At 73.3% G+C, this 22,668-nt stretch carries 21 protein-coding genes and 1 pseudogene; 10 read left to right on the forward strand and 12 right to left on the reverse strand.

Going from position 1 to position 22,668, the window contains the following annotated elements; translation table 11 throughout:
- Window positions 1-43: 43 nt before the first annotated feature.
- Window positions 44-826: a dimethylargininase gene (gene ddaH, locus AB0D99_RS23120; protein ID WP_362365286.1), complete on the reverse strand. Its 783-nt coding sequence runs from the start codon at window positions 824-826 to the stop codon at window positions 44-46.
- Window positions 827-1,013: 187 nt separating this feature from the next.
- Between ddaH and AB0D99_RS23125 the strand changes: the two genes are divergently transcribed.
- Complete coding sequence (locus AB0D99_RS23125) at window positions 1,014-1,652, forward strand: TetR/AcrR family transcriptional regulator (protein WP_362365218.1); 639 nt, start codon at window positions 1,014-1,016, stop codon at window positions 1,650-1,652.
- Between the two features lie 112 nt (window positions 1,653-1,764).
- Window positions 1,765-2,535, forward strand: a complete 771-nt coding sequence (locus tag AB0D99_RS23130) for a bifunctional DNA primase/polymerase (RefSeq protein ID WP_362365221.1) — start codon at window positions 1,765-1,767, stop codon at window positions 2,533-2,535.
- 15 nt (window positions 2,536-2,550) lie between these two features.
- Here the strand turns inward: AB0D99_RS23130 and AB0D99_RS23135 are convergent, their stop codons facing one another.
- The 4 genes from AB0D99_RS23135 to AB0D99_RS23150 all read right to left on the reverse strand — a co-directional run bounded on the left by AB0D99_RS23135 (window position 2,551) and on the right by AB0D99_RS23150 (window position 6,786).
- Entirely contained in the window at window positions 2,551-3,546 is a 996-nt protein-coding gene (locus AB0D99_RS23135; RefSeq protein ID WP_362365224.1) for a hypothetical protein, read from the reverse strand.
- A gap of 188 nt (window positions 3,547-3,734) precedes the next feature.
- Entirely contained in the window at window positions 3,735-4,610 is an 876-nt protein-coding gene (locus AB0D99_RS23140; RefSeq protein ID WP_362365227.1) for a heme ABC transporter ATP-binding protein, read from the reverse strand.
- Complete coding sequence (locus AB0D99_RS23145; RefSeq protein WP_362365230.1) at window positions 4,607-5,782, reverse strand: iron ABC transporter permease; 1,176 nt, start codon at window positions 5,780-5,782, stop codon at window positions 4,607-4,609. The genes AB0D99_RS23140 and AB0D99_RS23145 overlap by 4 nt, the downstream gene beginning before the upstream one ends.
- Complete coding sequence (locus AB0D99_RS23150; RefSeq protein WP_362365233.1) at window positions 5,779-6,786, reverse strand: ABC transporter substrate-binding protein; 1,008 nt, start codon at window positions 6,784-6,786, stop codon at window positions 5,779-5,781. The genes AB0D99_RS23145 and AB0D99_RS23150 overlap by 4 nt, the downstream gene beginning before the upstream one ends.
- Window positions 6,787-6,887: 101 nt before the next feature.
- Here AB0D99_RS23150 and AB0D99_RS23155 point away from each other — a divergent pair, with 101 nt between their 5' ends.
- The 4 genes and pseudogenes from AB0D99_RS23155 (at window position 6,888) to AB0D99_RS23170 (ending at window position 10,802) form a co-directional block, all read left to right on the forward strand.
- On the forward strand, window positions 6,888-8,318 hold the full coding sequence (locus AB0D99_RS23155) for an HtaA domain-containing protein (RefSeq protein ID WP_362365236.1): 1,431 nt from the start codon (window positions 6,888-6,890) through the stop codon (window positions 8,316-8,318).
- A gap of 284 nt (window positions 8,319-8,602) precedes the next feature.
- A pseudogene (locus AB0D99_RS23160) lies at window positions 8,603-9,247 on the forward strand (HtaA domain-containing protein); the annotation flags it as partial.
- Between the two features lie 14 nt (window positions 9,248-9,261).
- A complete protein-coding gene (locus tag AB0D99_RS23165; RefSeq protein WP_362365289.1) occupies window positions 9,262-9,942 on the forward strand; it encodes an HtaA domain-containing protein in 681 nt (226 codons plus the stop codon).
- A gap of 173 nt (window positions 9,943-10,115) precedes the next feature.
- Window positions 10,116-10,802, forward strand: coding sequence for a PhzF family phenazine biosynthesis protein (locus AB0D99_RS23170; protein ID WP_362365238.1), 687 nt, complete (start codon window positions 10,116-10,118; stop codon window positions 10,800-10,802).
- 60 nt (window positions 10,803-10,862) lie between these two features.
- On the opposite strand, the gene AB0D99_RS23175 is transcribed toward AB0D99_RS23170, so the two are convergent.
- Window positions 10,863-11,513, reverse strand: a complete 651-nt coding sequence (locus AB0D99_RS23175; protein WP_362365240.1) for a biliverdin-producing heme oxygenase — start codon at window positions 11,511-11,513, stop codon at window positions 10,863-10,865.
- Window positions 11,514-11,627: 114 nt separating this feature from the next.
- Window positions 11,628-12,485 carry a type I methionyl aminopeptidase gene (gene map, locus AB0D99_RS23180; RefSeq protein ID WP_362365242.1) on the reverse strand — a complete coding sequence of 286 codons (858 nt, stop codon included), beginning with the start codon at window positions 12,483-12,485 and terminating at the stop codon, window positions 11,628-11,630.
- A 58-nt stretch (window positions 12,486-12,543) separates the two neighbouring features.
- Here map and AB0D99_RS23185 point away from each other — a divergent pair, with 58 nt between their 5' ends.
- Window positions 12,544-12,774 (forward strand): hypothetical protein, encoded by a 231-nt coding sequence (locus AB0D99_RS23185; RefSeq protein ID WP_362365244.1) that lies wholly within the window; start codon window positions 12,544-12,546, stop codon window positions 12,772-12,774.
- 85 nt (window positions 12,775-12,859) lie between these two features.
- On the opposite strand, the gene AB0D99_RS23190 is transcribed toward AB0D99_RS23185, so the two are convergent.
- Window positions 12,860-14,191, reverse strand: a complete 1,332-nt coding sequence (locus AB0D99_RS23190) for an MFS transporter (RefSeq protein WP_362365246.1) — start codon at window positions 14,189-14,191, stop codon at window positions 12,860-12,862.
- A 254-nt stretch (window positions 14,192-14,445) separates the two neighbouring features.
- Window positions 14,446-15,048 (reverse strand): hypothetical protein, encoded by a 603-nt coding sequence (locus tag AB0D99_RS23195; protein ID WP_362365249.1) that lies wholly within the window; start codon window positions 15,046-15,048, stop codon window positions 14,446-14,448.
- Window positions 15,049-15,151: 103 nt separating this feature from the next.
- On the opposite strand from AB0D99_RS23195, the gene npdG reads away from it, so the two are divergent.
- Window positions 15,152-15,850, forward strand: coding sequence for an NADPH-dependent F420 reductase (npdG, locus tag AB0D99_RS23200; protein WP_362365252.1), 699 nt, complete (start codon window positions 15,152-15,154; stop codon window positions 15,848-15,850).
- Window positions 15,851-15,873: 23 nt separating this feature from the next.
- Entirely contained in the window at window positions 15,874-16,098 is a 225-nt protein-coding gene (locus AB0D99_RS23205; RefSeq protein WP_362365255.1) for a hypothetical protein, read from the forward strand.
- An 8-nt stretch (window positions 16,099-16,106) separates the two neighbouring features.
- Here AB0D99_RS23205 and AB0D99_RS23210 read toward each other — a convergent pair whose 3' ends face one another.
- Entirely contained in the window at window positions 16,107-16,901 is a 795-nt protein-coding gene (locus AB0D99_RS23210; protein WP_362365258.1) for a site-2 protease family protein, read from the reverse strand.
- Between the two features lie 99 nt (window positions 16,902-17,000).
- On the opposite strand from AB0D99_RS23210, the gene AB0D99_RS23215 reads away from it, so the two are divergent.
- A complete protein-coding gene (locus AB0D99_RS23215) occupies window positions 17,001-20,624 on the forward strand; it encodes a BTAD domain-containing putative transcriptional regulator (RefSeq protein WP_362365261.1) in 3,624 nt (1,207 codons plus the stop codon).
- 12 nt (window positions 20,625-20,636) lie between these two features.
- Here the strand turns inward: AB0D99_RS23215 and AB0D99_RS23220 are convergent, their stop codons facing one another.
- Both AB0D99_RS23220 and AB0D99_RS23225 read right to left on the reverse strand, forming a co-directional pair.
- On the reverse strand, window positions 20,637-21,500 hold the full coding sequence (locus AB0D99_RS23220; RefSeq protein ID WP_362365264.1) for an ABC transporter permease: 864 nt from the start codon (window positions 21,498-21,500) through the stop codon (window positions 20,637-20,639).
- Window positions 21,497-22,489 carry an ATP-binding cassette domain-containing protein gene (locus tag AB0D99_RS23225; RefSeq protein WP_362365268.1) on the reverse strand — a complete coding sequence of 331 codons (993 nt, stop codon included), beginning with the start codon at window positions 22,487-22,489 and terminating at the stop codon, window positions 21,497-21,499. The genes AB0D99_RS23220 and AB0D99_RS23225 overlap by 4 nt, the downstream gene beginning before the upstream one ends.
- Window positions 22,490-22,668: the final 179 nt, after the last annotated feature.

Raw genomic sequence — 22,668 nt, forward strand, 5'->3', positions numbered from 1 at the left:
GTGACACCCCGCCCGCACGGGGACGGGGCGTCGCCCCGTGGTGTCAGGAGCGCAGCTCCTGCGTGCAGCACTTCACGCTGCCCCCGCCCTTGAGGAGCTCCGACAGGTCCATCCCCAGGGGCTCGAAGCCCCGCTCACGGAGCGGGGCGAAGAGTCCCACCGCCGCCTGCGGCAGCAGCACGTTGCGGCCGTCGCTCACCGCGTTCAGGCCCAGCGCCGCCGCGTCCGCCTCCGTCGCCAGCAGGGCGTCGGGGAAGAGGCGGGCGAGCACGGCCCTGCTGCCGGCGGAGAAGGCGCCGGGGTAGTACATGACCTCGTCGCCCTCCGCGTCCAGGACGCTCAGCGCCGTGTCCAGGTGGTAGTAGCGCGGGTCGACCAGCTCCAGGCCGATGACCGGGCGCCCGAAGAACTCCTGCGCCTCGTGGTGTGCGAGCGGACTGGAGCGGAAGCCCCGGCCCGCCAGGATCCACGACGAGGTCACCGCGAAGTCGCCCTCGCCCTCGTTCACGTGCTCCGGCACCCACACCTCCGGGTAACCGTTCCTGCTGAACCAGTCCCGGTGCGCCGCCGCCTCGTCCGTACGTTCCGGATAGGCGAACTTCGCGCCCAGCACCCGTCCGTCCACCACGGTCGCGCCGTTCGCGGCGAAGACCATGTCCGGCAGCCCGGGGTCCGGGTCGAGCAGCTCGACGGTGTGGCCGAGCGAGACGTAGCGGGCCTGCAGGTCCTCCCACTGTGCGAGGGCGAGCGGCAGGTCGACCGGTTTGGTGGGGTCCATCCAGGGGTTGATGGAGTACGTCACCTTGAAGTGCGTGGGTGGGCACATCAGATAACGGCGGGGCGAGGCCTCGCGCGGAGTCAGGCGCAATGAGGGCTCCTCACGGAAGAAGTGAGATGGTCGGACGGAGCCCATGGTCCGCCTTCCACCGGCTGTGCGCAGTGGACCGTTCGGGTGGTTCGGGGGAACATCGCGTGACGAGACGACACGTCTCGCCAGCTGCTAGATTGGACCCATGTCCGACACCAAGGCCCCCGACGCCTCCCGCCGCAGCGAACGCTCCCGTCGAGCGATCTTCGACGCCGCCCTCGCCCTCGTCTCCGAGGCCGGCTACACCAAGACCACCATCGAGGGCATCGCCGCCCGCGCCGGCGTCGGCAAGCAGACCATCTACCGCTGGTGGCCCTCCAAGGCCGCCGTCCTGCTCGACGCCTTCCTCGACCTCGCGGCGCAGGCCCACGAGGCGGCTCGGCACGACGACGCCCACGGCGGGGAGGGGGAGAGTGAGATCCCCGACACCGGAGACCTCGCCGCCGACCTGAAGTACGTGCTGCGCGCCACCGTCGACGAGCTGAACGATCCGACGTACGACGCCCCCTCCCGCGCCCTCGCCGCGGAGGGCATCGTCAACGCCGAACTCGGCGCGCAGTTCGTGGAACGGCTCCTGGAACCGCAGCTCCAGTACTACGTACGCCGCATCCAGGCAGCCCAGGCCGCCGGGGACATCGACCCCGACGTCGACCCCCGGATCGCCCTCGAACTCCTCGTCGGCCCTCTGAACCACCGCTGGCTGCACCGCACGCTGCCGCTCACCCACGCCTACGCCGACACCCTCGTCGACTACGCGCTGCGCGGGCTCGCGCCCAGGGCGTAACCCCGTCAGGTACCCCGGTTGGGGACTCCGGTCACCTGAGTCGGCGGAAGATGCGACGATGGGCGAAGCCGAACGGGCGAGCACAAGGGCTAGCGCAGGTGTGAGGGGATAGATGGGCGACGGTATCGGCCGCTACCGCGGCACGGAGGGCAAACTCGCGCAGTGGCTGCGCAGGCGTCCCAAGCGCACGGCGGCGGACGACGAGAACCACCGAGTGAAGCTGCTCCTGGACGCCGCTGCCGCAGGTCTGCCCCTCGCCCCCGCCGCGTACCCCGTCGGCTACCGCTGTTCCTGCGAACGCATCGGCTGCCCGACCCCCGCCCGGCACCCGGTCTCCTTCGCCTGGCAGACCCAGTCGACCACCGACCGCGCCCAGATCGAGCGCTGGGCGCTGGGTGAGCCCGAGGCCAACTTCATCACCGCCACCGGCATGGTCCACGACGTCCTCGACGTCCCCCTCCAGGCCGGCCGCGCCGCCCTGGAGCGGCTGCTGGCCCAGGGCGTCGAGGTCGGCCCGGTCGCCGAATCCGCCGAGAGCGCGGGCGACGGCGGCCGGATGCTCTTCTTCACCGCCACCCGCGGCACCCCCGAGGACGAGGACGAGTGGTGGCCGTGCGAGCTGGACTGCCATCCCGAGACCATGGACGAGCATCCGGGGCTGCGCTGGCACTGCCGCGGCAGCTACGTCCTCGTCCCGCCGGCCCGGCTCATCGGTGACGAGGACGAGCAGCCGGCCCTCGGCTGGGTCCGCGGCCCCGAGCACGCCCTGCCCGACCCGCTGAACCTGCTGGAGACCCTCACCGACGCCTGCGCCCGGCACGCCGCCGAGCAGGGCGAGCAGCACACCGGGCACGAGGTGGCCTGGCCCCTAGGCCGCCGCTGAGGGACCCGGCGACGGCTACGAACCCTTCGCCCCCGTCACACCCTGCAGCCGGCCCGCGATCGTGACCCCGTCCTGCGTCGCGCCCGTCGGCTTCACCAGGACGGCCTGGCTCGACACCCACTCCTTGGTGACCGTGTTCTTCACCTCGCCGGTCAGCAGCGCCTTGACGTCGGGAGTGACCTTCGGCCGGTAGCCCTGCGCAGCCGTCTGCCGCTCGAAGTAGCGCGTCGCGAAGAAGACCAACGCCCCGCCGTCCTCGGTCGCGAGACCCAGCGGCGCGAAGTCCCCGGCGTCGGTGACCTGGTCGATGTACTGCGTCGCCATGCCCGCCCGCTTCGCGGCCTTCTTCCGCTGGTCCCGCCACTCGGTGGTGTGCGGCCCCGCCACGAACTGGCCCTGCTCCCCGCCGCCCAGCATCGAGACATAGCTCCGGCCCAGGTCCTCGGGCGCCACCGCCAGCTCGGCGGAGTCCGCGGCGACCGGCACCGCGTACCCGCCGTCCGTCTTGAACGCCGGGACCTCGTCCGGGGTCAGGATCGCCAGGTACGCGGCCTCCCACAGCTGCTCGGAGCCGTTGCGCACGAAGACGAGGAGCCAGCGGTTGTCGCCGCTGCCCTGGTCGGTGTCCCGATTGGAGTCGGTGTCCACGACGAACCAGCGCGGCCAGCCGGCCTTCTTCGGCAGCACGAACTTCGCGTCCGTCAGCTCAAGCGGCCGGTGGTCGGGGTTTCCCTGGGGACTGGTGATCGAACGGGACTTCAGACCGGCCTGGTTGATCGCGCCGAGCGGTCCCGTGACGCGGCCGGCGTCGAGCGCCGGATCGTACGCCTTGTCCGCCTTGTTGAAGGCGACGGTGAAGTCCTTGAGGGCCTGTTCGGCCTCGCTCTTCGTCGCCGCCGGCAGCAGTTCCCGCTCACCGTGCACCGTCACGCAGCCGCTTGCCGTCAGCGCCATCACGGTCGCCGCCGTCGTCGCCACGAGTGCCCTCGACGGTCGCCTCAGCCTTCTCATCGATCGCCTTCTGCTTTTCACCGGCACGGAACGGACCTGACCCTACCGGGGTCGGGAGCCGTGCGAGTGCCGGGACCGGATAGCGCGCCCACACCGTGACCTGAAGAACCGTCGGACCGGGCGGGCGGCCGACGGCTTCCTCGCGGGCCGTTCCGTACCGGTTCCCCGGCGGGAGCCCCCCGGACGGGTCAGCCGTCGGCCGGAGAACTCCCTCCGTCCGCTTCGACGGTGAGCGGGGAGCGGCGCGGGACGACCAGCGGAACGCCGGACCGAGGGTGCGGCAGCACCTCCACCGGCTGCCGGTACACCCGGCTCAGCAACTCCTCCTCGAAGACCTCGGCGGGCGGTCCCTCGGCGGCGATCCGTCCGGCGTGCAGCACGCCGACACGGTCCGCGTGCGCGGCGGCGAGACCGAGGTCGTGCAGCACGACCACGACGGCGACCCCGGCGGCCGCGCGCTCGCGGCAGACCCGCAGCACCAGTTCCTGGTGGCGCAGGTCGAGCGCGGCCGTCGGCTCGTCCAGCAGCAGCAGCGGGGTGCGCTGGGCGAGGACCCGGGCCAGGGCGACCCGGGTGCGCTCACCGCCGGAGAGCGCCGAGAAGGGGCGGTCGGCGAAGTCCTCCACCTCGGTGGCCACCATGGCCGCGGCGACGGCGGCCTCGTCCTCCTCCTCGTGCCGCGTCCCCGCCCACGGTGCGCGGCCCATCCGGACCACCTCCCCGACCGGGAAGGGGAACGCGAGCGCGGCCGCCTGCGGCAGTACGGCCCGGCGCAGGGCGAGTTCGGGCGCCGACCACGCGGCGGCGGGCCGCCCGCAGATCGACACCTCCCCGCCCGACGGCGGAAGGTCGGCGGCGAGCGCGGCCAGCAGGGTCGACTTTCCGGCCCCGTTGGGCCCGACCAGCGCCAGCACCTCACCGGCCCGTACGACGGCGTCGACCCCGCCCAGCACCTCGCGCCCGCCGAGCCCGACCCGGAGCGTCCGCGCCTCGGCGACGGTCTCGCCGGGCACGGGAGGAGCGGGCAGTTCCCGCGTACGACGGGGGAGAAGACCGCGGATCATGCCCAACCACCTTGCCTGCGACGGGTCCTGCGCAGCAGCCAGAAGAAGAACGGGCTGCCGAAGAGGGCGGTCAGGACGCCCAGGGGGAGTTCGGCCGGGGCCGCGACCGTGCGGGCCGCCAGGTCGCCGGCGGCGAGGACCACCGCTCCGCCGAGCGCGCTGCCCGGCACCAGGAAGCGGTGGCCAGGACCGCACGCCATCCGCAGCAGGTGCGGGACGAGCAGGCCGACGAACGTGATGATGCCCGCCACCGCGACCGCCGCTGCGGTCAGCAGCGCCACGACGAGGATCAGGACGATCCGCAGCCGCTCCACGTCCACGCCCAGGTGCCGCGCGGGCCGCTCGCCGAGCGCGAGCAGGTCCAGCTTGCGGGCGTGGAGCGGGGCGACGGCGAGCCCGGCCAGCGCGCACGGCAGGACGGCGAGGACCTTCGGCCAGGTGGCCTGGGCGAGCGAGCCGAGCTGCCAGAACGTGATCTGGGTGATCTGCGCGTTGTCCGCGAAGAAGATGAACAGACCGATCAGGGCGCCCGCGAAGGCGTTCACCGCGATGCCGGTGAGGATCAGCGTCACCACCTCCGTGCGACCGCCCGATCGGGACATCGCGTACACGAGGAGGACGGTCACGAGGCCGGCCACGAACGCGCAGAAGGTGACCGTCCAGTTCCCGAGGAAGGTGAGGCCGAGCGCGATCGCCCCGACCGCGCCCACGGCCGCGCCGGCCGAGATGCCGATGACCCCGGGCTCGGCGAGCGGGTTGCCGAACACGCCCTGCATCAGGGCGCCCGCGCAGCCGAGCGAGGCGCCCACGAGGATCGCGAGGACGACCCGGGGCAGCCGGATGTTCCACAGGACGCTCTCCGCCGAGCGCTCCAGGGCGTGGCCGCCGAGTCCGAGACGGTGCTGGACGGAGGCCAGTACGTCGCCGAGCGGGATCTCGTACGCCCCGATGCCGGCGGAGAGCAGGGCGAGGAGGACCAGCGCGGCGAGGAGGGCGAGCGTCAGCGTGGCGGCGGCGCCCCGGCGCGGGGCTCCCGGGGACCGCTCCGGTGTCTCGGCCGCCCCCGTGTCCCTGCCGCGCGGGCGGGAGGGGTCCGGTCCGGTCGGGGACGGCTCCTTCGCGGGGGACGGCGACATCCCGCCCGGGGTCACCGAGTCGTCGACGGCGGTCACTCGGCCGCCCCGTACAGCTGGGTCACCAGCGAGCGCAGCACCTGGTCGGTGCGGGGGCCGTAGTTGAGGAGCACGCCGTCGTCGATGGAGACGACCCTGCGGTCCATCCCGGCCGGTGTCTCCGCCACCCCGGGGATCTTCACCAGTCCGTCGACGCCGCCGACGGACTGGAGTCCCTTGCTCATCACGAGGATCGCGTCGGGCGCGGCGGCGGCCAGCGCCTCGCTCGTGATGGGCGTGAAGTCCTTCTTCAGGCCGGATTCCTTGCCCGCGTCGACGGCTCCCGCGGCCTCCAGGAGGGACGCGGCCCCGGACTCGGCCCCGCCCAGCAGATAGACGGCCGCCGAGCCCCGTACGTAGAGGAAGGCCACCCGCGGTCGGTCCTTCTTCCGGGCCGGGACGTCCTTGCCGACGGCGTCGATCCGGTCCTGGGTGCGCTTCTTCAGCGCGGCCCCCGCGTCCGGTACGCCGAGCGCCGCGGCGACCGCGTCGATCCGGACGGAGATGTCCGCCAGCTCCTTCGCGGGCTTCACCACGACGAGCGGGATGCCCGCGTCACGGATCTGCTCGATCGCCTCGGCGGGCCCGGTGGAGGTGTCCGCGAGGACGACGGTCGGCTTCAGCGAGAGCACGCTCTCGGCGGAGACGTCGTGAGCACGGGTCACCACGGGCAGCTTCGCGGCCTGTTCGAAGGTGGCGGTGATGTCGCGCGCGACGACCCGTCCGCCGAGACCGAGGGTGAAGACGATCTCGTTGAGCGAGCCGGTGAGCGGGACGATCCGCTCCGTGGAGGCGACGGTCACCCTGCGGCCGTCCGCCGAACCGACGGTGACGGGCAGCTTCGACTCGGCGGTTCCCGCGAGGGGTTCGACCCGGTCGGGGGCGGCCCGGGTGGTGCCCGTCGAGGGCGTGGCCTTCACGGGGGCGCTACCGCCGCAGCCGGTCGCCGTGAGGGCGAGGGCGAGTGCCGATACCAGCACACCCGCGAGGCGAGATCTCTGCACGGAGAAGCACCGTCCTGTTCGTTCTGGGCAGCAGCCTGTCGTTTCGGCTCCGGATACCTTAGGTTAGCCTTACCTCACTTGCTAGCCCTCGGAGGGGTTCCATGCTGCTGTCCAGACCCGCCCGGGCGCTCGTCGTCGCGCTCTTCGTCGCCGTCCTCGGGTCGCTGCTCCCGGCCACCGCCCATGCGGCCGGCCGTGCCGTGCAGGGCGGCAGACTGGACTGGGGAATCAAGTCCTCCTTCCAGAGATATGTCACGGGCCCCATCGCGCACGGCAGTTGGAACCTCACCGGCGGGGCCGCCACGGTCGGCGGCAGCCAGTTCCGCTTCCATTCCGCCCGGGGTTCCTACGACCCGGCGAGCGGCTCCTTCGAAGCCGGCTTCACCGGCGGCGTGCACTTCCTCGGCCACCGCAAGGCCGACGGCACCCATGAGTTGGACCTCAGGATCAGCCGGCCCCGCGTCCGCATCGAGGGCGGGCGCGGCACGCTCTACGCGGACATGGCGAGCAAGGCCAAGGGCACGGGGCGGACCACGACCACCTCGCAGGTTCCGCTCGCCTCGCTCGACCTGTCCGGCATCGACATGCGCGGCGGCGGCAGCCCGATCTCCCTGACCAACGTCCCCACGACGCTGACCTCGCAGGGCGCGCGCGCCTTCGCCGGGTACTACACGGCCGGGACGCCGCTCGACCCGATCAGCCTCACCGTCGACGTCAGGACGGCCGCCGAGCCCAGCGCCTCCGCGTCGCCCGAGCCGACCGCCACGTCCTCCACCGCCACCGGATCGTTCCGGGACGCGGCCGTCGACTGGGGTGTGCGCCGCACCTTCCGCGAGTACGTCACCGGCTCCATCGCCCAGGGCAGGTGGGCCCTGTCCGGCGGCGCCCAGGACGGCGGCGCGCTCTTCCGCTTCCCGCAGGGCAAGGGCACGTACGACCCGGCCGCGAAGACCCTCGACGCCGCCTTCGCCGGCTCCGTCCGCTTCACCGGCACCCATCTCGACCTCACCCTCGGCGCGGTCGAGGTCAAGGTGACCGGTGGTACGGGCACGCTCGCCGCCGATGTCACGAGCGGCGGGAAGACCGAGAGGGCCGTCCCCCTGGTCACCTTCGCGGCCGCCGACTTCGCCCCGAAGAACGGCCTCGCCGTCCTGACGGAGGCGCCCGCGACCCTCACGGAGGGCGGCGCCAAGGCGTTCGGCGGGATGTACAGGGCCGGGACCGCGATGGATCCCGTCTCGCTGGCCGTGGCGGTCGACGCGAAGGCGCAGCTGCCCGCACTTCCCGACCTCGGCAGCGACGCGAAGCCCTCCGCCTCCGCTTCCTCCTCCGCTCCGTCCTCCGCCTCGGACTCCACCGCGAAGACGGCCGCTTCGGGCGAGTCCACCGGCGTGGGCACGTATCTCGCCCTCGGGGCGGGCGTGCTCCTGGTGGCGGCCCTCGCCGTCCGCGCCGTCGCACGCCGCCGCAGGACCGCCGCGGCCGGCTCCACCGACACCGACTCGAACTCCTCCGCAGGCTCCTCCACATGAGCCCGGTGCCGGGAGCGAAGCCTCCGTCGGCACCACCCTCTCCGGCTCGACCCCCGATTCCCACCCCCGTAGGGAGACCATCCACCATGCCCACCGCCACCCGACGCCCCGTCGTCCTCGCCGCCGCCACCGCGGCCGCCCTCGGCGCGAGCGTCTTCGCCCTGCCCGCCCTCGCGGCCGACGGCGCGGACGCAGCGGCCGCCGCCGCTCCCGCGCTGCAGCTGAAGGACGGCACGCTGGACTGGGGCTTCAAGGAGTCCTTCCGCAAGTACCTCGCCTCGCCGATGGCACAGGGGAAGACCACGCTCGGCGGCGGCGCGAAGCAGGCGGCGGACAACGGCGTGTTCACCTTCGTGGACGGCACCGGTACGTACGACACCGGGACGCACGCCACCGCCAACGCCTTCAAGGGCAGCGTGCACTTCGAGGCCCACGGCGGCGTCCTCGACATCACGCTCTCCGACGTGAAGCTGACCACCAAGGGCACGGCCGCCCCGACCGGCGAGATCACCGCCGATGTCGTCACCAAGGGCAAGGACGGCCAGTTCGTCACGCGCGACGACGTCGCCGTGGCGGCGCTCGACATGACCGGAGTGCGGCCGGGCCAGAGCGCCGGCGGCGCGATGGTCTTCAAGGACATACCGGCGAAGCTGACCAAGGGCGGCGCGGAGGCGTTCGCCGGCTTCTACAAGGAGGGCGACGCGCTCGACGCGGCGACGCTGACGGTGAAGGCCGCCACGACGTCCCCGAGCCCGAGCCCCACCCCGACCAAGACCACCACGCCGAAGCCGACCCCGACCGCCACGAAGACCACGGCGCCCCCGACCACCGCCCCCACCGCCCCCGCGCCCACGGGCAAGCCGACCACGGGCACGCCGTCGGTCCAGAACGGCAAGCTCACCTGGGGTGTGAAGGAGTCCTGGCGGAAGTACGTCGTCGACACCTGCGGCGGCACGGCCACGGCGAGCGGCGGGGCGAAGAAGAGAAGAAGAACGGCGCGGTCTACGACTTCGCCTTCGGCTCGGCCCAGTGGGACGCGAACGCCCGCAAGGCCGACGCGGGCTTCGGCGGCACCGTCCGCTTCGCATGCGCGGCCCACACCATCGACTGGGCCATCAGCGACGTGAAGGTGAAGGCCAAGGGCTCGAACGGCACGCTCGTCGCGGACGTCGCCACCGCCACCGGCAAGAAGAACGACGTCGTCTTCGCCGACCTCGACCTGTCGAAGGCCGACTACACGGCGAAGAACGGTGTCGTCACCCTCGCGAACATCCCGGCCAAGCTGACGAAGGACGGCGCGGCCCAGTTCGCGGGCCCGGGCGGCCAGGCGTTCTACCAGCCCGGCACCGCCATCGACCCCGTGACCGTCGCCCTCACCGTCGACAAGGACACCGCCCTGCCGAGCACCACGAGCGGGGGCACCTCGGGCGGTGGCTCCACCACGGGCGGCTCGTCCACCACCACCGGCGGCGGCACGGTCGGCGGCTCGGTCGGCGGCTCCGGCTCCCTCGCGGCCACGGGCGCGGGCGTCCCGACCGGTGCCCTGCTCGGCACGGCAGGCGCCACGGCCCTCGCGGGCGCCGCCGTCGTCTTCGCGGTCCGTCGCCGTACGACGGAGTCCTGAGCCCCACCCCCGAAGGACCGCCACCCCCCCACAGGCAGGGCCGCACCCCCCGGAAACGGCGGTGCGGCCCTGCCGCGTCACCAGCCCGCGCACGAGGTACGCGTCCGTGCCGGGAGAGGCACCGATTCCGGGTGGAGCGGCGGAGGGGGACGCCTGGATGCTTCAATTCCGCCATGCACACGACCGTGACGAGTAGCGCCACCGACATCGACGTCCTGCGCGTCTTCTGCGCGGGCGACGGCCGGTACGGCAACGCCCTGGGTGTCGTCCGCGACGGACGCACGCATCCCGACGAGGCGTCCAGGCAGGCGCTCGCCAAGGAGCTGGGCTTCAGCGAGACCGTGTTCGTGGACGACCCGGAGCGCGGGAACGTCGACATCTACACACCGGGGGTACGGCTGCCGTTCGCCGGCCATCCGCTGGTGGGGACGGCCTGGCTGCTCGACGTGGAGGTCGTCCGTCCGCCCGCGGGTGAGGTGTGGGTGCGCGGGGACGGCGAGTTCACCTGGATCGAGGCCCGTGCGGAATGGGCCCCGCCGCGCACCCTGCGGCGGTACGCGTCCGCCGAGGAGGTCGACGCGCTGGACGTGCCCGAGCCGGGAGACTGGGTCTACGCCTGGGCCTGGGAGGACGAGGCCGCCGGGCGCGTCCGGGCCCGGGGGTTCCCCGGCCGGGGCGACGGCATCGACGAGGACGAGGCGACCGGCGCGGCCGCCCTGCTCCTCACGGCAGAGCTGGGCCGGGCCCTGAACATCACTCAGGGCCGAGGGTCGCAGATCCTGACGGCCCCCGGCCCCGACGGCGTGATCGAGCTGGGCGGACGGGTCCGCCTGGAGCGGACCCTCACCCTCCCGCTCTGACGCTCACGCGCGCCCGCCGACGCCCTGGCGCCGACGCGCGCGTGCGTCCGCGCCCGGTCCTCACGCGCTGAGCGGGAACTCGCTTCCCAGCTCCCGGAACACCGCGCCGTTGAAGTCGAACGCGCGCTTGCACTCGTCGATGATCCGCTGCTTCTCCAGATCGTCGGCGTTCACCGCGTCGAGCAGCTCCCGGTAGCCCCGCTTGAAGGCCGCCGGGTTCGTGATCTCGTCGAAGACGTAGAAGCGGACGCCGTCACCCTTGCGCGCGAAGCCCCATGTGCGCTCCGCCTTGTCGCGGATGATCTGGCCGCCGGAGAGGTCGCCCAGGTAGCGCGTGTAGTGGTGCGCCACATATCCCGCCGGCCACTCCCGCGCGCACTCCGCCACACGGGCGGCGTACGCGACGGTCGCGGGCAGGGGCGCCACCCCGGCGCGCCACTCCGGGCCCCGGAGATGGGCGAGGTCCTGCTCCAGCGCGGTGGTGCGGAACAGCTCCGGCTGTATGAAGGGCCCGGCGACCGGGTCGCTCCTCAGCGCCTCGGCACCGTCCTCCAGCGCGCGGTACACGAACCAGAGCTGCTCCGTGTACCGCGTGTACGCGTCCACGGCGAGCCGTCCCCCGAGGAGGTCGCTCATGAAGGTCGACGTCTCGGCCTCGGTGTGCTGCTCGTGCGAGGCCGTACGGATGAGCGTCGAGAAGGGCGTGTCCAAGGCGTGCCTCCGGGACCGATGGGGACGGGAACCTGATGCGATACTGCTACTTAGGCTTACCTAAGTCAACTGGTTCCCGACGACCTGTCGGTAAAAAGCTACCCCGCTGCGGGCTCAGGGCAACGTAAGGATTTCGGCCCCGGTCTCCGTGACGACCAGCGTGTGCTCGAACTGGGCCGTCCGCTTGCGGTCCTTGGTCACGACCGTCCAGCCGTCCTCCCACATGTCGTACTCGTGCGTGCCCAGCGTCAGCATCGGCTCGATCGTGAACGTCATGCCGGGCTGGATGACCGTGGTGGCGTGCGGGGAGTCGTAGTGCGGGACGATCAGCCCGGAGTGGAAGGACGAGTTGATGCCGTGCCCGGTGAAGTCCCGGACGACGCCGTAGCCGAAGCGCTTGGCGTACGACTCGATGACCCGGCCGATGATGTTGATCTGGCGGCCCGGCTTGACCGCCTTGATGGCCCGGTCGAGCGACTCGCGGGTGCGCTCGACGAGCAGCCGCGACTCCTCGTCCACGTCACCGCAGAGGTAGGTGGCGTTGTTGTCGCCGTGGACCCCGTTGATGTACGCCGTGACGTCCAGGTTCACGATGTCGCCGTCGTTGAGGACGGTGGAGTCGGGGATGCCGTGGCAGATGACCTCGTTGACCGAGGAACAGAGCGACTTCGGGAAGCCGCGGTAGCCGAGGGTGGAGGGGTACGCCCCGTGGTCGCACATGAACTCGTGCGCGACCCGGTCCAGCTCGTCCGTGGTGACTCCCGGCGCGATGTGCTTGGCGGCCTCCTCCATCGCCTGTGCGGCGATGCGGCCGGCGATCCGCATCCGCTCGACGGTGTCGGAGTCCTGCACCTCGGGCCCCGTGTACGGGGTGGGTGCGGGCTTCCCGACGTACTCGGGACGACGGATGGCTCCCGGAACGGAGCGGTGGGGGGAGATCTCCCCCGGTACGAGCAGCGACTGGCCAGACATGTCAGCGAGTCTAACGACCGCGTGTGGGGCAGCATGGCCTCAGAGGAAGGAGCCGACGATGGCCCTGTTCAAGAAGCGCACGGTGGGCAAACCGGGCGAGTGGTACTACTGCCTGGAGCACAAGAAGGTCGAGGAGGGCCCGGAGTGCCCGTCGAAGAACCGCTTCGGACCGTACGGCACGCGTGAGGAGGCGTCCCACGCGATGGAGACCGCGCGGGAGCGCAACGAGCAGTGGGAGACGGACCCGAAGTGGCACGACGCCCCGAAGCAGGAGGAGCCGCCGGGCTAGGGCGTGTCCGTCCGGCCGGGCGCTTCAGGGCGCGCGGCCGGGGCAGGGGCCCGGCCGCGGAGCCGCCCCCGCCGGCCCGGGCCCGTCAGGCCGGGGCCCCGGTCCCGGCCTCGCGCGCGCCCCGCGCGTCGCCCGCCTCCCGGGCCTCCCGCTCCTCCTGCGCCGCCTTGTGGCGCAGCGCGTCCTCGTCCGTGTCGGAGTCGTACGTGAGGAGCTTCGGCAGCGTCAGGCAGAGCAGGCCCACCGACGCCACGCAGGCCACGCCGCCGGACCAGACCGCCGTCCGCGTCCCCGTCCAGCCGGCCATGGCGCCCGCCCGGACCTGGCCCAGCTGCGGGCCGACGCTGTAGGAGAGGACCTCGATCCCGGCGAGCCGGCCGCGCAGCTCCTCCGGGATCGTCTGGTTCCAGATCGTGGCGCGGCCCAGGCCGCTCGCCATGTCGCCGGCGCCCGCGAACGCCAGGCACAGCAGCACGAGCCAGATGTTCGAGAACCAGCCCGCCGCCGCGATCGCCAGCCCCCACGCCGTCGCCCCGCACACCACCAGAAGTCCGTGCCTGCGGATCCGCGAGGTCCAGCCGCTGGTCACGCCGAGGACGAGCGAGCCGACCGAGCCCGCCGCGTACATCAGGCCCAGCGACCACTGCGCGTCCAGCTCGTCCGCGAGGAACGGGAAGATCGTGTTCGGGAAGGCGAAGAACATCGCGGCGAGGTCGATCACGTACGTGCCCAGCAGCACCGGCCGTGACCAGGCGTACCGCGCGCCCTCGACGATCCCGCGGAGCGACGGTCTGTCCGCGTCGTGCGCGGGCGGCGCGGGGGAGAGCCGCAGGCACAGGAGCACGGAGACGAGGAAGCCGACGATCGTCACGCCGTACGCGGGGGCGTGACCGGCGTACGCCACGAGGAGGCCCGCGAGGGCGGGACCGGCGATGGTGCCCATCTGCCAGCGCAGCGAGTTGAGCGCGGCGGCGGCGGTCTGCTGGTCGTGCGGCACGATCCGGGCGAGCAGCGAGTCCAGCGCGGGGCGCTGCAGCCCGGCGAGCGCGGAGACGCCGGCGGCGACGACGTACAGCGGCCAGAGCATCGGCTCGGGCAGGAGCGAGTTGAGCAGCAGGAGCAGGGCCAGCAGCCCGAGCCCGGCCTCCGTGGCGACGAGCACCTTGCGCCGGTCGACGGCGTCGGCGAGCGCGCCGCCGTAGAGCCCGAAGACGACCAGCGGGACGAGCTCGACCGCTCCCATCGCGCCGACGGCGAGCGGCGACCCGGTCAGGTCCTTGATCTGCAGCGGCAGGGCGATCATCGCCACGGCGCTGGAGAAGAAGGCGACGAGCCCCTGGACCCAGAGCAGCCGGAAGTCGCGGGAGGACCGCCACGGCGTCAGATCGGGCAGCACGGCGGAGAGCTTCGAGGTCACGAGGCGCCATGCTCCGTCGCCGGCCTTTCGCACGGCAACCGAATTACGGCGGCCGGGGCGGCCGCGCGCGGATCGTGCGGGACCTCGGTGCGCGACACGCCCGCCCGTGGCGGATCGGGCGGCCCGGAGGGACACACGGGCGGCCCGCGCCGTCGCCGCGCCGTGCGGTCGCCGGATCTCCGCCGCCGTCGGCGGCCCGGGGGCGGGCGGGACGGGGAGCCTCGGGGCTGAGCCGGGCGGGGGCTGCGCGACCGCTACCAGCCCGGTGGCGGAGGCGACGTCAAGTGGTCGGCCAGGCGGGACAGCCGGTCACGGAAGCGGCGGCGACCGCGAGGGGCCGGCAGGCTGTTCTCGCCGGCCGCCGCGCTCACCAGATGCTGCACCGTGTCCAGATCGACCTCCGCGTCCGGGGCCACCGTCAGCGTCTCGTGCGCCAGGCCGCGGACCTCCGGATCGCCGGCGTCCAGGGAGAGCACCGTCGCCCCCGCCCTGCGGGCGTCGTGGACCCGCTCCAACACCTCCGCGTCCGGCCGCTCCGGCGCCACCACGAGCAGCGTCGCCCCGCGCCGCGCCGCCTCCAGACGGCCGAGACCCACCGCCAGGTGCGCGGGGTCACCCGGCCGTACCCGGTGGCGCACCAGCGTCGGCGCCAGCTCCGGCTGCCCCGACCAGGTCGCCTCGTCCACGAGGTGCGCCGCCAGGTGCCAGGGCTCGTGGTCCGCCGTCCCCACCAGGAGCAGCCCGCCCCCACGGGGCACGACGGAGGACCGGAGCGAACCGGCGAAGCCCCGGGCCGCCGCCGGCCACTCGGTCCCGGCCAGCACTTCCCGCAGCAACGCGACCCGTACGGCATCCATGGCGCCGCATCCTGCCGCAGCCGTGGCCCGCGCGGCGGCCGGTCGCCGAGGAACCACCCGTACGGGAGACACAGCCTCACGACCGGCCAGTAATGTCGAGGCCATGACTTCCTCCACTCCTGCCCTCGCTCCCAAGGACCCCTGGGACCTCCCCGACGTCTCCGGCCTCGTCGTCGGCGTGCTCGGCGGCACCGGCGACCAGGGCCGCGGTCTCGCCTACCGGCTCGCGAAGGCCGGCCAGAAGGTGATCATCGGCTCCCGCGCCGCCGAGCGCGCGCGGACCGCCGCCGACGAGCTGGGCCTCGGCGTCGAGGGCGCCGACAACGCCGAGTGCGCCCGCCGCAGCGACATCGTGATCGTCGCCGTTCCGTGGGACGGGCACGCCAGGACGCTGGAGTCGCTGCGCGCGGAACTCGCCGGCAAGCTCGTCGTCGACTGCGTCAACCCGCTCGGCTTCGACAAGAAGGGCGCCTACGCGCTCAAGCCCGAGGAGGGCTCCGCGGCCGAGCAGGCCGCCGCCCTGCTGCCCGAGTCCCGGGTCGCCGCAGCCTTCCACCACCTCTCCGCCGTCCTGCTCCAGGACGCCTCGATCGACGAGATCGACACGGACGTGATGGTGCTCGGCGAGGAGCGGGCCGACGTCGAGATCGTCCAGGCGCTCGCCGGCCGCATCCCCGGGATGCGCGGCGTCTTCGCCGGCCGGCTGCGCAACGCGCACCAGGTCGAGTCGCTGGTCGCCAACCTGATCTCGGTCAACCGCCGTTACAAGGCCCACGCGGGCCTGCGCGTCACCGACGTCTGACCGGCGCCCGAGCGGTCGGGGGCATGGGGGACACTGGACGGGCACCATCAGCCGTACCCGGACAGGAGCCGACCCCCATGCCCCGCCTCGCTCTCTACGCCCTCGCCGTCTGCGCCCTCGCCGTCGTCGCGGCCGTCGTCTCCTTCGTCTCGGGCAGCTGGCTCGGCGTCGTGTGGGTGCTCCTGGCCGGCCTCTCCTCCAACATGGCCTGGTACTACATCCGCCGCGCCAGGACCGAGGCGTCCTAGGACGCCTTTCAGACCTCGCAGAGTTCCGGCGTCTCCTGCCAGAAGCGGTAGAGGTTCGAGCCGCAGTAGCGGGAGATCTCCGGGACGCCGAGCGCCCGCATCAGCGCGTCGATCGCGTCGAAGAACGCGCCGTTGATCGCCGGGACGAACAGCAGCGCGATCACGACGAAGAAGCCGTACGGCGCGTACGGCTCGATCTGCCGCTTGATCCGGTACGACAGCCAGGGCTCGACCACCCCGTAGCCGTCGAGGCCCGGCACCGGCAGGAAGTTCAGCAGCGCGGCCGTCACCTGGAGGAACGCCAGGAAGGCCAGCGCGTACTGGAACGCGAGCGGGACGCCGTCCAGCGCGTCCAGCCAGAACGGCGCCGTGCAGACGATCGCGAAGAGGACGTTCGCCAGCGGGCCCGCCGCCGAGATCAGGCTGTGCTTCCAGCGGCCCCGGATCCGGCCCTGCTCGATGAAGACCGCGCCGCCCGGCAGACCGATGCCGCCCATGATCACGAAGAGCACCGGCAGGATGATGCTCAGCACCGCATGGGTGTACGCGAGGGGGTTGAGCGTCAAGTACCCCTTCGCCCCGACCGTGATGTCACCGCCGTGCAGCGCGGTGCGGGCGTGCGCGTACTCGTGGAGGCAGAGCGAGACGATCCACGCGGAGGTGACGAAGAGGAAGACCGCCAGACCGGTCGAGGCCGCGAAGTCGGTCCACACGGCCCAGCCGGTGACCGCCATGACGGCGAGGATCGCCAGGAAGACCGGGCTGATCCTGCGCTCGTGGCTGCGGGTGGTGGCCGTGGTCATCGGTGGGACTCCCTGGGGCGTGGCGGGGTGTGTGCGGGAAACGTGCCGGGGCGGGGGTGAGTTCCTGCGAAGATCCCCGGCTCACGGAGAATAGGGCCTGTGCGCTATTCCGTCCTCGGCCCCACCCAGGTCCACACCGTCCACGGCACGGCCGTCGCTCTCGGCGGTGCCCGGCTGCGGGCGCTGCTGACCGTGCTGGCCCTGCGCGCCGGGCGGACGGTGCCGGTCGGCGTCCTCGTCGACGAGGTGTGGGACGGCGCCCCGCCGGCCGACGGCGCCGCGGCGCTCCAGGCGCTGGTGGGGCGGTTGCGGCGGGCGCTCGGGCGGGAGGCCGTGGAGTCGTCCCCCGGTGGCTACCGGCTGGCTGCCGGGCCCGAGGACGTGGACGCGCACCGCTTCGAGCGGCTGGCGGGCGAGGGGGTACGGGCGTTCGGCGCGGGCGAGCCGGCCCGGGCGGCGGAACTGCTCGACGAGGCGCTCGGCCTGTGGCGCGGGCCCGCGCTCGCCGACCTGCCGGACCGGACGGCGGAGGCCGCCCGCTGGGAGGCCCGCCGGCTCGACGCCCGCCGCGCGCGCTTCGACGCCGCCCTCGCGCTCGGCGAGGGCGCGGCGGTCCTCCCCGAACTGGCCGCGCTCTGCGAGGCCCATCCGCTCGACGAGCCGCTGCAGGCCCTGCGTATCCGGGCCCTCCGCGACACGGGCCGTGCGGCGGAGGCCCTCGCCGCCTACGACGCCGTCCGCCGCGACCTGGCGAACCGTCTCGGCACGGACCCCTCCCCGGCACTCCGGTCCCTCCACGCGGAGCTGCTCACCCCACGGCCGGGGGCCCGGCCGACCGGTGGGGGACAGGCGACGCACACCGACGGGGCAGAGGGCGCGGACCGCGACGGCCTCGACGACGGAAGCACGTGGACCACGACAGGCGCCGACCCGGTACGGGGGCGAGCGCCCGCGCCCGGCGACACGACCGGCTCCGCGCACGGCGGCCCCGGTGTCTCCGCCGCGCCCGCGAGGCCGCGCGGCCCCGGTACGGCGGGCGACCCGGTCCCGGCAGCGCAGGGCGGCGCCGGTCCGGGCCGACCCGGGCCGGTTCCGACGGCCGTGGGGCGCACGCCGGACGGCCCGGCCCCATCCGGCCGTCCCGGCGACGCGGTCCGTCCCGGCAACCTCCGGGCGAGGCTCACCAGCTTCGTCGGGCGCGGTCAGGACATCGTCCAGCTCCGGGACGACCTGTACGGGAGCCGACTCGTCACCCTCCTCGGTCCCGGCGGGGCCGGGAAGACGCGGCTCTCGCAGGAGGCGGCCGAGCATGCCGCCGACGGCGGGGCGTGGCCCGACGGGGTCTGGCTCGCCGAGCTGGCGCCCGTGACCGAGCCCGAAGCCGTCACCGAGGCCGTGCTGGGGGCCGTCGGGGCGCGTGAGACCGTGCTGCGCGGCGCGGGCGCGGAGGAGCTGCGCGGCATCGAGACCCCGCTCGGGCGCCTCGTCGAGCACTGCGCCTCGCGCCGGCTGCTGCTCATCCTGGACAACTGCGAACACGTCGTGGACGCGGCGGCGGCGCTCGCCGATTCGCTGCTCGCCCGCTGCCCGGGTGTGACGGTCCTCGCCACGAGTCGCGAACCGCTGGGCGTTCCCGGGGAGTTCCTGCGCCCCGTGGAGCCGCTCCCGCCCGAGAGCGCGCTGCGGCTGCTCGCGGAGCGCGGCGGCGCGGCCCGGCCAGGCTTCGACCCCGCCGACGACCCCGATGCCTGCGCCGAGATCTGCCGAAGACTCGACGGCCTCCCGCTGGCGATCGAGCTGGCGGCGGCACGCCTACGGCTGCTGACACCACGCCAGATCGCCGACCGCCTCGACGACCGGTTCCAGCTCCTCACCTCGGGTGCCCGTACCGTCCTGCCCCGGCAGCAGACCCTGCGCGCGGTGGTCGACTGGTCCTGGGACCTGCTCGACGCGCCCGAACGGGCCGTGCTGCGCCGCCTGTCCGTCTTCACGGGCGGCTGCGACCTGGCGGCCGTGGAGGCCGTCTGCACGGCACCGGTCGGCCCGGCCGCCGAGGCCGCCCGGCGCCCTGACGCCCTCGACGTGCTCGGGTCCCTCGTCGACAAGTCGCTGGTCGTCGCCGCGCCCGCCGACGACGGCACGATGCGCTACCGCCTCCTGGAGACCGTCGCGGAGTACGCCGGCGAGCGCCTGGACGAGGCGGGGGAACGGGCGGAGACCGAGCGGCGCCATCTCGTCCACTACCGCGAACTCGCCCGCCTCACCGACCCCGAACTCCGGGGCAGTCGCCAGCTCCCCGCCATGGCCTGGTTCAGGACCGAGCACGAGAACCTGCGCACCGCCCTGCGGCGCGCCGTCGCCGAACGCGACGAGCACGAGGCCCTCATGCTCGTCCACTGCCTGCTCTGGTACTGGCAGCTGCGCGACCTGCGCGCCGAGGCCCTGCACTGGGCCGAGGCCGCCGCCGCCCTCGGGCCCGACCCCTTCGCGCCGCCCGCCGCCCCCGTCGTACCGCTCCACGAGCCCTGCACCGCCACGCCGCCTCCGCTGAGCGACGAGCACCTGTGGGAGGCCCGGCGCGGGGTGGGGCTCATCGGGCTGCTCAACATGGACTACGAGACGGGCCGGTGGACCACCCCCGAGGGCGGGGAGCGGCTGCGCCGCATCATCGCCGTCTACCGGCCGGGGCTGCCGCAGATGTGCAGGCTGCCCGGCTCCTTCGCCATCTTCGCCGTCCTCCTCGTCGGGGCGGCGGACATGATGCGGGACGTCCTCGACACCACCGTCGAGGCGTGCCGCGCCTTCGGTTACGACTGGGAGCTCGCCAACGCCCTCCAGACACGCGCCAACCTGCTGGCCAACCGGGCCGACCGGGCCGGTGACGCGGCGGCCGACGCCGAGGAGAGCCTGGAGATCTTCGTCCGCCTCCGCGACGCCTGGGGCGCGGCCGAGGCGCTCTCCTCGCGCGCCGAGGCTCACGAGCGACAGCTCCGGTACGAGGATGCGGCCGAGGACTTCGCCGCCGCCATCGGCTACGCGGAACGGCTCGGCGCGCAGTCCCAGGTGGCCCTGCTGCGCGCCCGCTACGCGGACATGCTCGCCGTGACCGGTCGCGTGGAGGAGGCCGAGGCGATCCTCCGCGAGGTCCTGGCGGCCGAGGGGAACCGCGGGCACGAACCGATACTCGCGGCGCGGCTGTTCCTGGCGACGCTGCTCGGCCGCACCGGCCGCACGGCCGAGGCGCGCGAGCAGCTGAAGGCGCTCCTGGCGGAGTTCACCTCCGAGACCCTGTCGATCTTCGGCGGGTTCACCCTCGGTGATCTGGGCTGGCTGGACAACCTCGACGGGCAGTACGCCTCGGCGCTCGGCTTCGCCCGGGAGGCCCTGGACCGGTCCCTGGGCATGCTGTCCATGATGGTCGCCCCGCAGATGCCGGCCATCCATCTGATCACCGGCGCCTGGGCGCTCGCCGGTCTCGGCGGCTCCGACGCGACGACCGGGGCCATCCTCCTCGGCGCCGTCCCGGGCCTGCTCCCCGAGGGGCACCTGCTGTCGCCGCCCGAGCGGGAGATCCTGGCCCGGGCCACGGAACTCGCCCGCTCCGTACTCGGCGAGGCGTCCTTCGAGGCCGCGTACGCCGAAGGCGGTGGCCTCTCCCTGGAGGAGGCCACCGCCCTGCTCGCACGCGGCGCCGACGCGATCGAGGGGCGCGCCGAGTCCTGAACTCCCGCAGGCTCAGGTCTTCTTGCGGAACCTGGCGACCGCGAGCGGCGCCGTCACGGCGGTGATCAGCACGGCCCAGCCGAGCGTCATCCACACCGAGTCGCCGACCGGAGTGCCGTTGATCATGGCGCGGGCGGCGTCGGCGAGGTTCGACAGCGGGTTGTAGTCGGTGAAGGTCTCCAGCCAGCCGGGCATCGAGGTCGGCGGGGCGAAGATCGAGGAACCGAACTGCAGCGGCATCAGGACGATCATGGCCATCCCCTGGACGGCCTGCGCCGTCTTCAGCGCGAGACCGAGCAGGATGAAGATCCACATCAGCGAGGCGCCGAAGACCATGGAGAGCCCGATGGCGGCGAAGAGGTCCAGGACCGAGCCCTTGATCTCCAGGCCCAGCAGGAAGCCCATGCCGAGCAGGATCGCGGTGGCGATCAGCATCCGGCCGATCTCGACGACGATCTTCGCGATGAGGACGGAGGACCGGGCGATCGGCATCGTCCGGAACCGGTCCATGACCCCCTTCTTGAAGTCGTCGTTGATGCCCGTGCCGACGGCCATCGCGATGTTCATGCCCATCATCGCCATCAGGCCGGGGACCACGTAGTTGACGTACGCGTCGTTGTTGCCCTTGCCGGAGATCGCGCCGCCGAAGACGTACACGAAGAGCAGGACGAAGATGATCGGCATCAGGACGACGTCGAACATCGACTCCGGGTCCTGCTTGATCTGCAGGGCGTTCCTGCGGGCCAGGGCGCCGATGTGGCGGAGGTTGGCGCGCAGACCGATCCGGCCCTCACCACCCGGCGCCGGGCGTACCGGGGCGGGGCCCGGCGCGTCGACGGAAGCCTTGGTGAGCTCTGTGGTCGTCGTGGTGCTCACGCGGCGACCTCCTCGGGGGTCGTGTCGGAAACGGTGGTCTTCTCGCCCGTGATGGCGAGGAAGACCTCGTCCAGGCTGGGCAGATGGGTGCCGATGTGGGCGATGCCGTAGCCCCGTGCGCCCAGCAGGCCCACGACCGCGGTCAGCTGCTCGTCGCTCAGGATCGGGACGTAGAGCACGCCTTCGTCGGGGACAACGGTCGAGCCGGCGATGCCGTCCAGGCCCGAATCGCGGAGCGCGCCGGCCATCGCGGACAGGTCGGCCGGGTCCACCGGGCGGATCGTGAGGGTGCGGCCGCCGACACGGGCCTTGAGCTCGTCGACCTTGCCGTTGGCGATGACCTTGCCCCGGTCGATCACGGTCAGCTCGCTCGCGAGCTGCTCCGCCTCCTCCATGTACTGCGTGGTCAGCAGCACGGTCACACCGTCGGAGACCATCCGCTTGACCTCGTCCCAGACCTCGTTGCGGGTGCGCGGGTCGAGGCCGGTGGTGGGCTCGTCCAGGTAGAGGACGGCGGGCTGCCCGATCATCGAGGCGGCGAGGTCGAGCCGCCTGCGCATTCCGCCGGAGTACTGCATCGCGGGCCGCTTCGCGGCCTCGGTCAGCGAGAACCGCTCCAGGAGGTCGTCGGCCCGGCGCCGGGCGTCCCTGCGGGAGAGGTCGAGCAGCCGGCCGATCATGTAGAGGTTCTCCCAGCCGGAGAGCTTCTCGTCGACCGAGGCGTACTGGCCGGTGAGGCCGATCGTGCGGCGGAGCTGGCGGGGCTGCCTCACCACGTCGTAGCCGGCCACGGTGGCGGTCCCGGAGTCCGGGACGATGAGGGTGGACAGGCAGCGGACCAGGGTCGTCTTTCCCGCCCCGTTCGGGCCGAGCACGCCGAGGACCGTGCCCTCCCGGACGTCGAGGTCGACCCCGTCGAGGGCCTTCGTCTCGCCGTAGTGCTTCACGAGGCCTCGTACCTCGACGGCGTTGTGTGCGGATCGCGTCATGGCCCCATGACAGCAGCCGCCACCGACAGCGCGCCGACAGAAGACCGACAGGCGACCGACAGACGACCGACGGCCCGCCCGCGACGAGGCGGGCGGGCCGGGCGACGGCCCGACCGACCCCGCGGGGCCCGCCCCCCCCCCCCCCCCCCGCCACACCGAAGGCGCGGGGGGGGGGGCAG

It is taken from the genome of Streptomyces sp. NPDC047971 (assembly GCF_040653355.1).
Lineage (GTDB): Bacteria > Actinomycetota > Actinomycetes > Streptomycetales > Streptomycetaceae > Streptomyces.

Coding starts and splice junctions, on each gene's coding strand:
- npdG (WP_362365252.1), top strand. CDS start 15,152: ATGACTTCCTCCACTCCTGCCCTCGCTCCCAAGGACCCCTGGGACCTC.
- map (WP_362365242.1), bottom strand. CDS start 12,485: ATGTCTGGCCAGTCGCTGCTCGTACCGGGGGAGATCTCCCCCCACCGC.
- AB0D99_RS23155 (WP_362365236.1), top strand. CDS start 6,888: ATGCTGCTGTCCAGACCCGCCCGGGCGCTCGTCGTCGCGCTCTTCGTC.
- ddaH (WP_362365286.1), bottom strand. CDS start 826: ATGTGCCCACCCACGCACTTCAAGGTGACGTACTCCATCAACCCCTGG.
- AB0D99_RS23210 (WP_362365258.1), bottom strand. CDS start 16,901: ATGACCACGGCCACCACCCGCAGCCACGAGCGCAGGATCAGCCCGGTC.
- AB0D99_RS23205 (WP_362365255.1), top strand. CDS start 15,874: ATGGGGGACACTGGACGGGCACCATCAGCCGTACCCGGACAGGAGCCG.
- AB0D99_RS23195 (WP_362365249.1), bottom strand. CDS start 15,048: ATGGATGCCGTACGGGTCGCGTTGCTGCGGGAAGTGCTGGCCGGGACC.
- AB0D99_RS23135 (WP_362365224.1), bottom strand. CDS start 3,546: ATGAGAAGGCTGAGGCGACCGTCGAGGGCACTCGTGGCGACGACGGCG.
- AB0D99_RS23140 (WP_362365227.1), bottom strand. CDS start 4,610: ATGATCCGCGGTCTTCTCCCCCGTCGTACGCGGGAACTGCCCGCTCCT.
- AB0D99_RS23125 (WP_362365218.1), top strand. CDS start 1,014: ATGTCCGACACCAAGGCCCCCGACGCCTCCCGCCGCAGCGAACGCTCC.
- AB0D99_RS23170 (WP_362365238.1), top strand. CDS start 10,116: ATGCACACGACCGTGACGAGTAGCGCCACCGACATCGACGTCCTGCGC.
- AB0D99_RS23130 (WP_362365221.1), top strand. CDS start 1,765: ATGGGCGACGGTATCGGCCGCTACCGCGGCACGGAGGGCAAACTCGCG.
- AB0D99_RS23185 (WP_362365244.1), top strand. CDS start 12,544: ATGGCCCTGTTCAAGAAGCGCACGGTGGGCAAACCGGGCGAGTGGTAC.
- AB0D99_RS23225 (WP_362365268.1), bottom strand. CDS start 22,489: ATGACGCGATCCGCACACAACGCCGTCGAGGTACGAGGCCTCGTGAAG.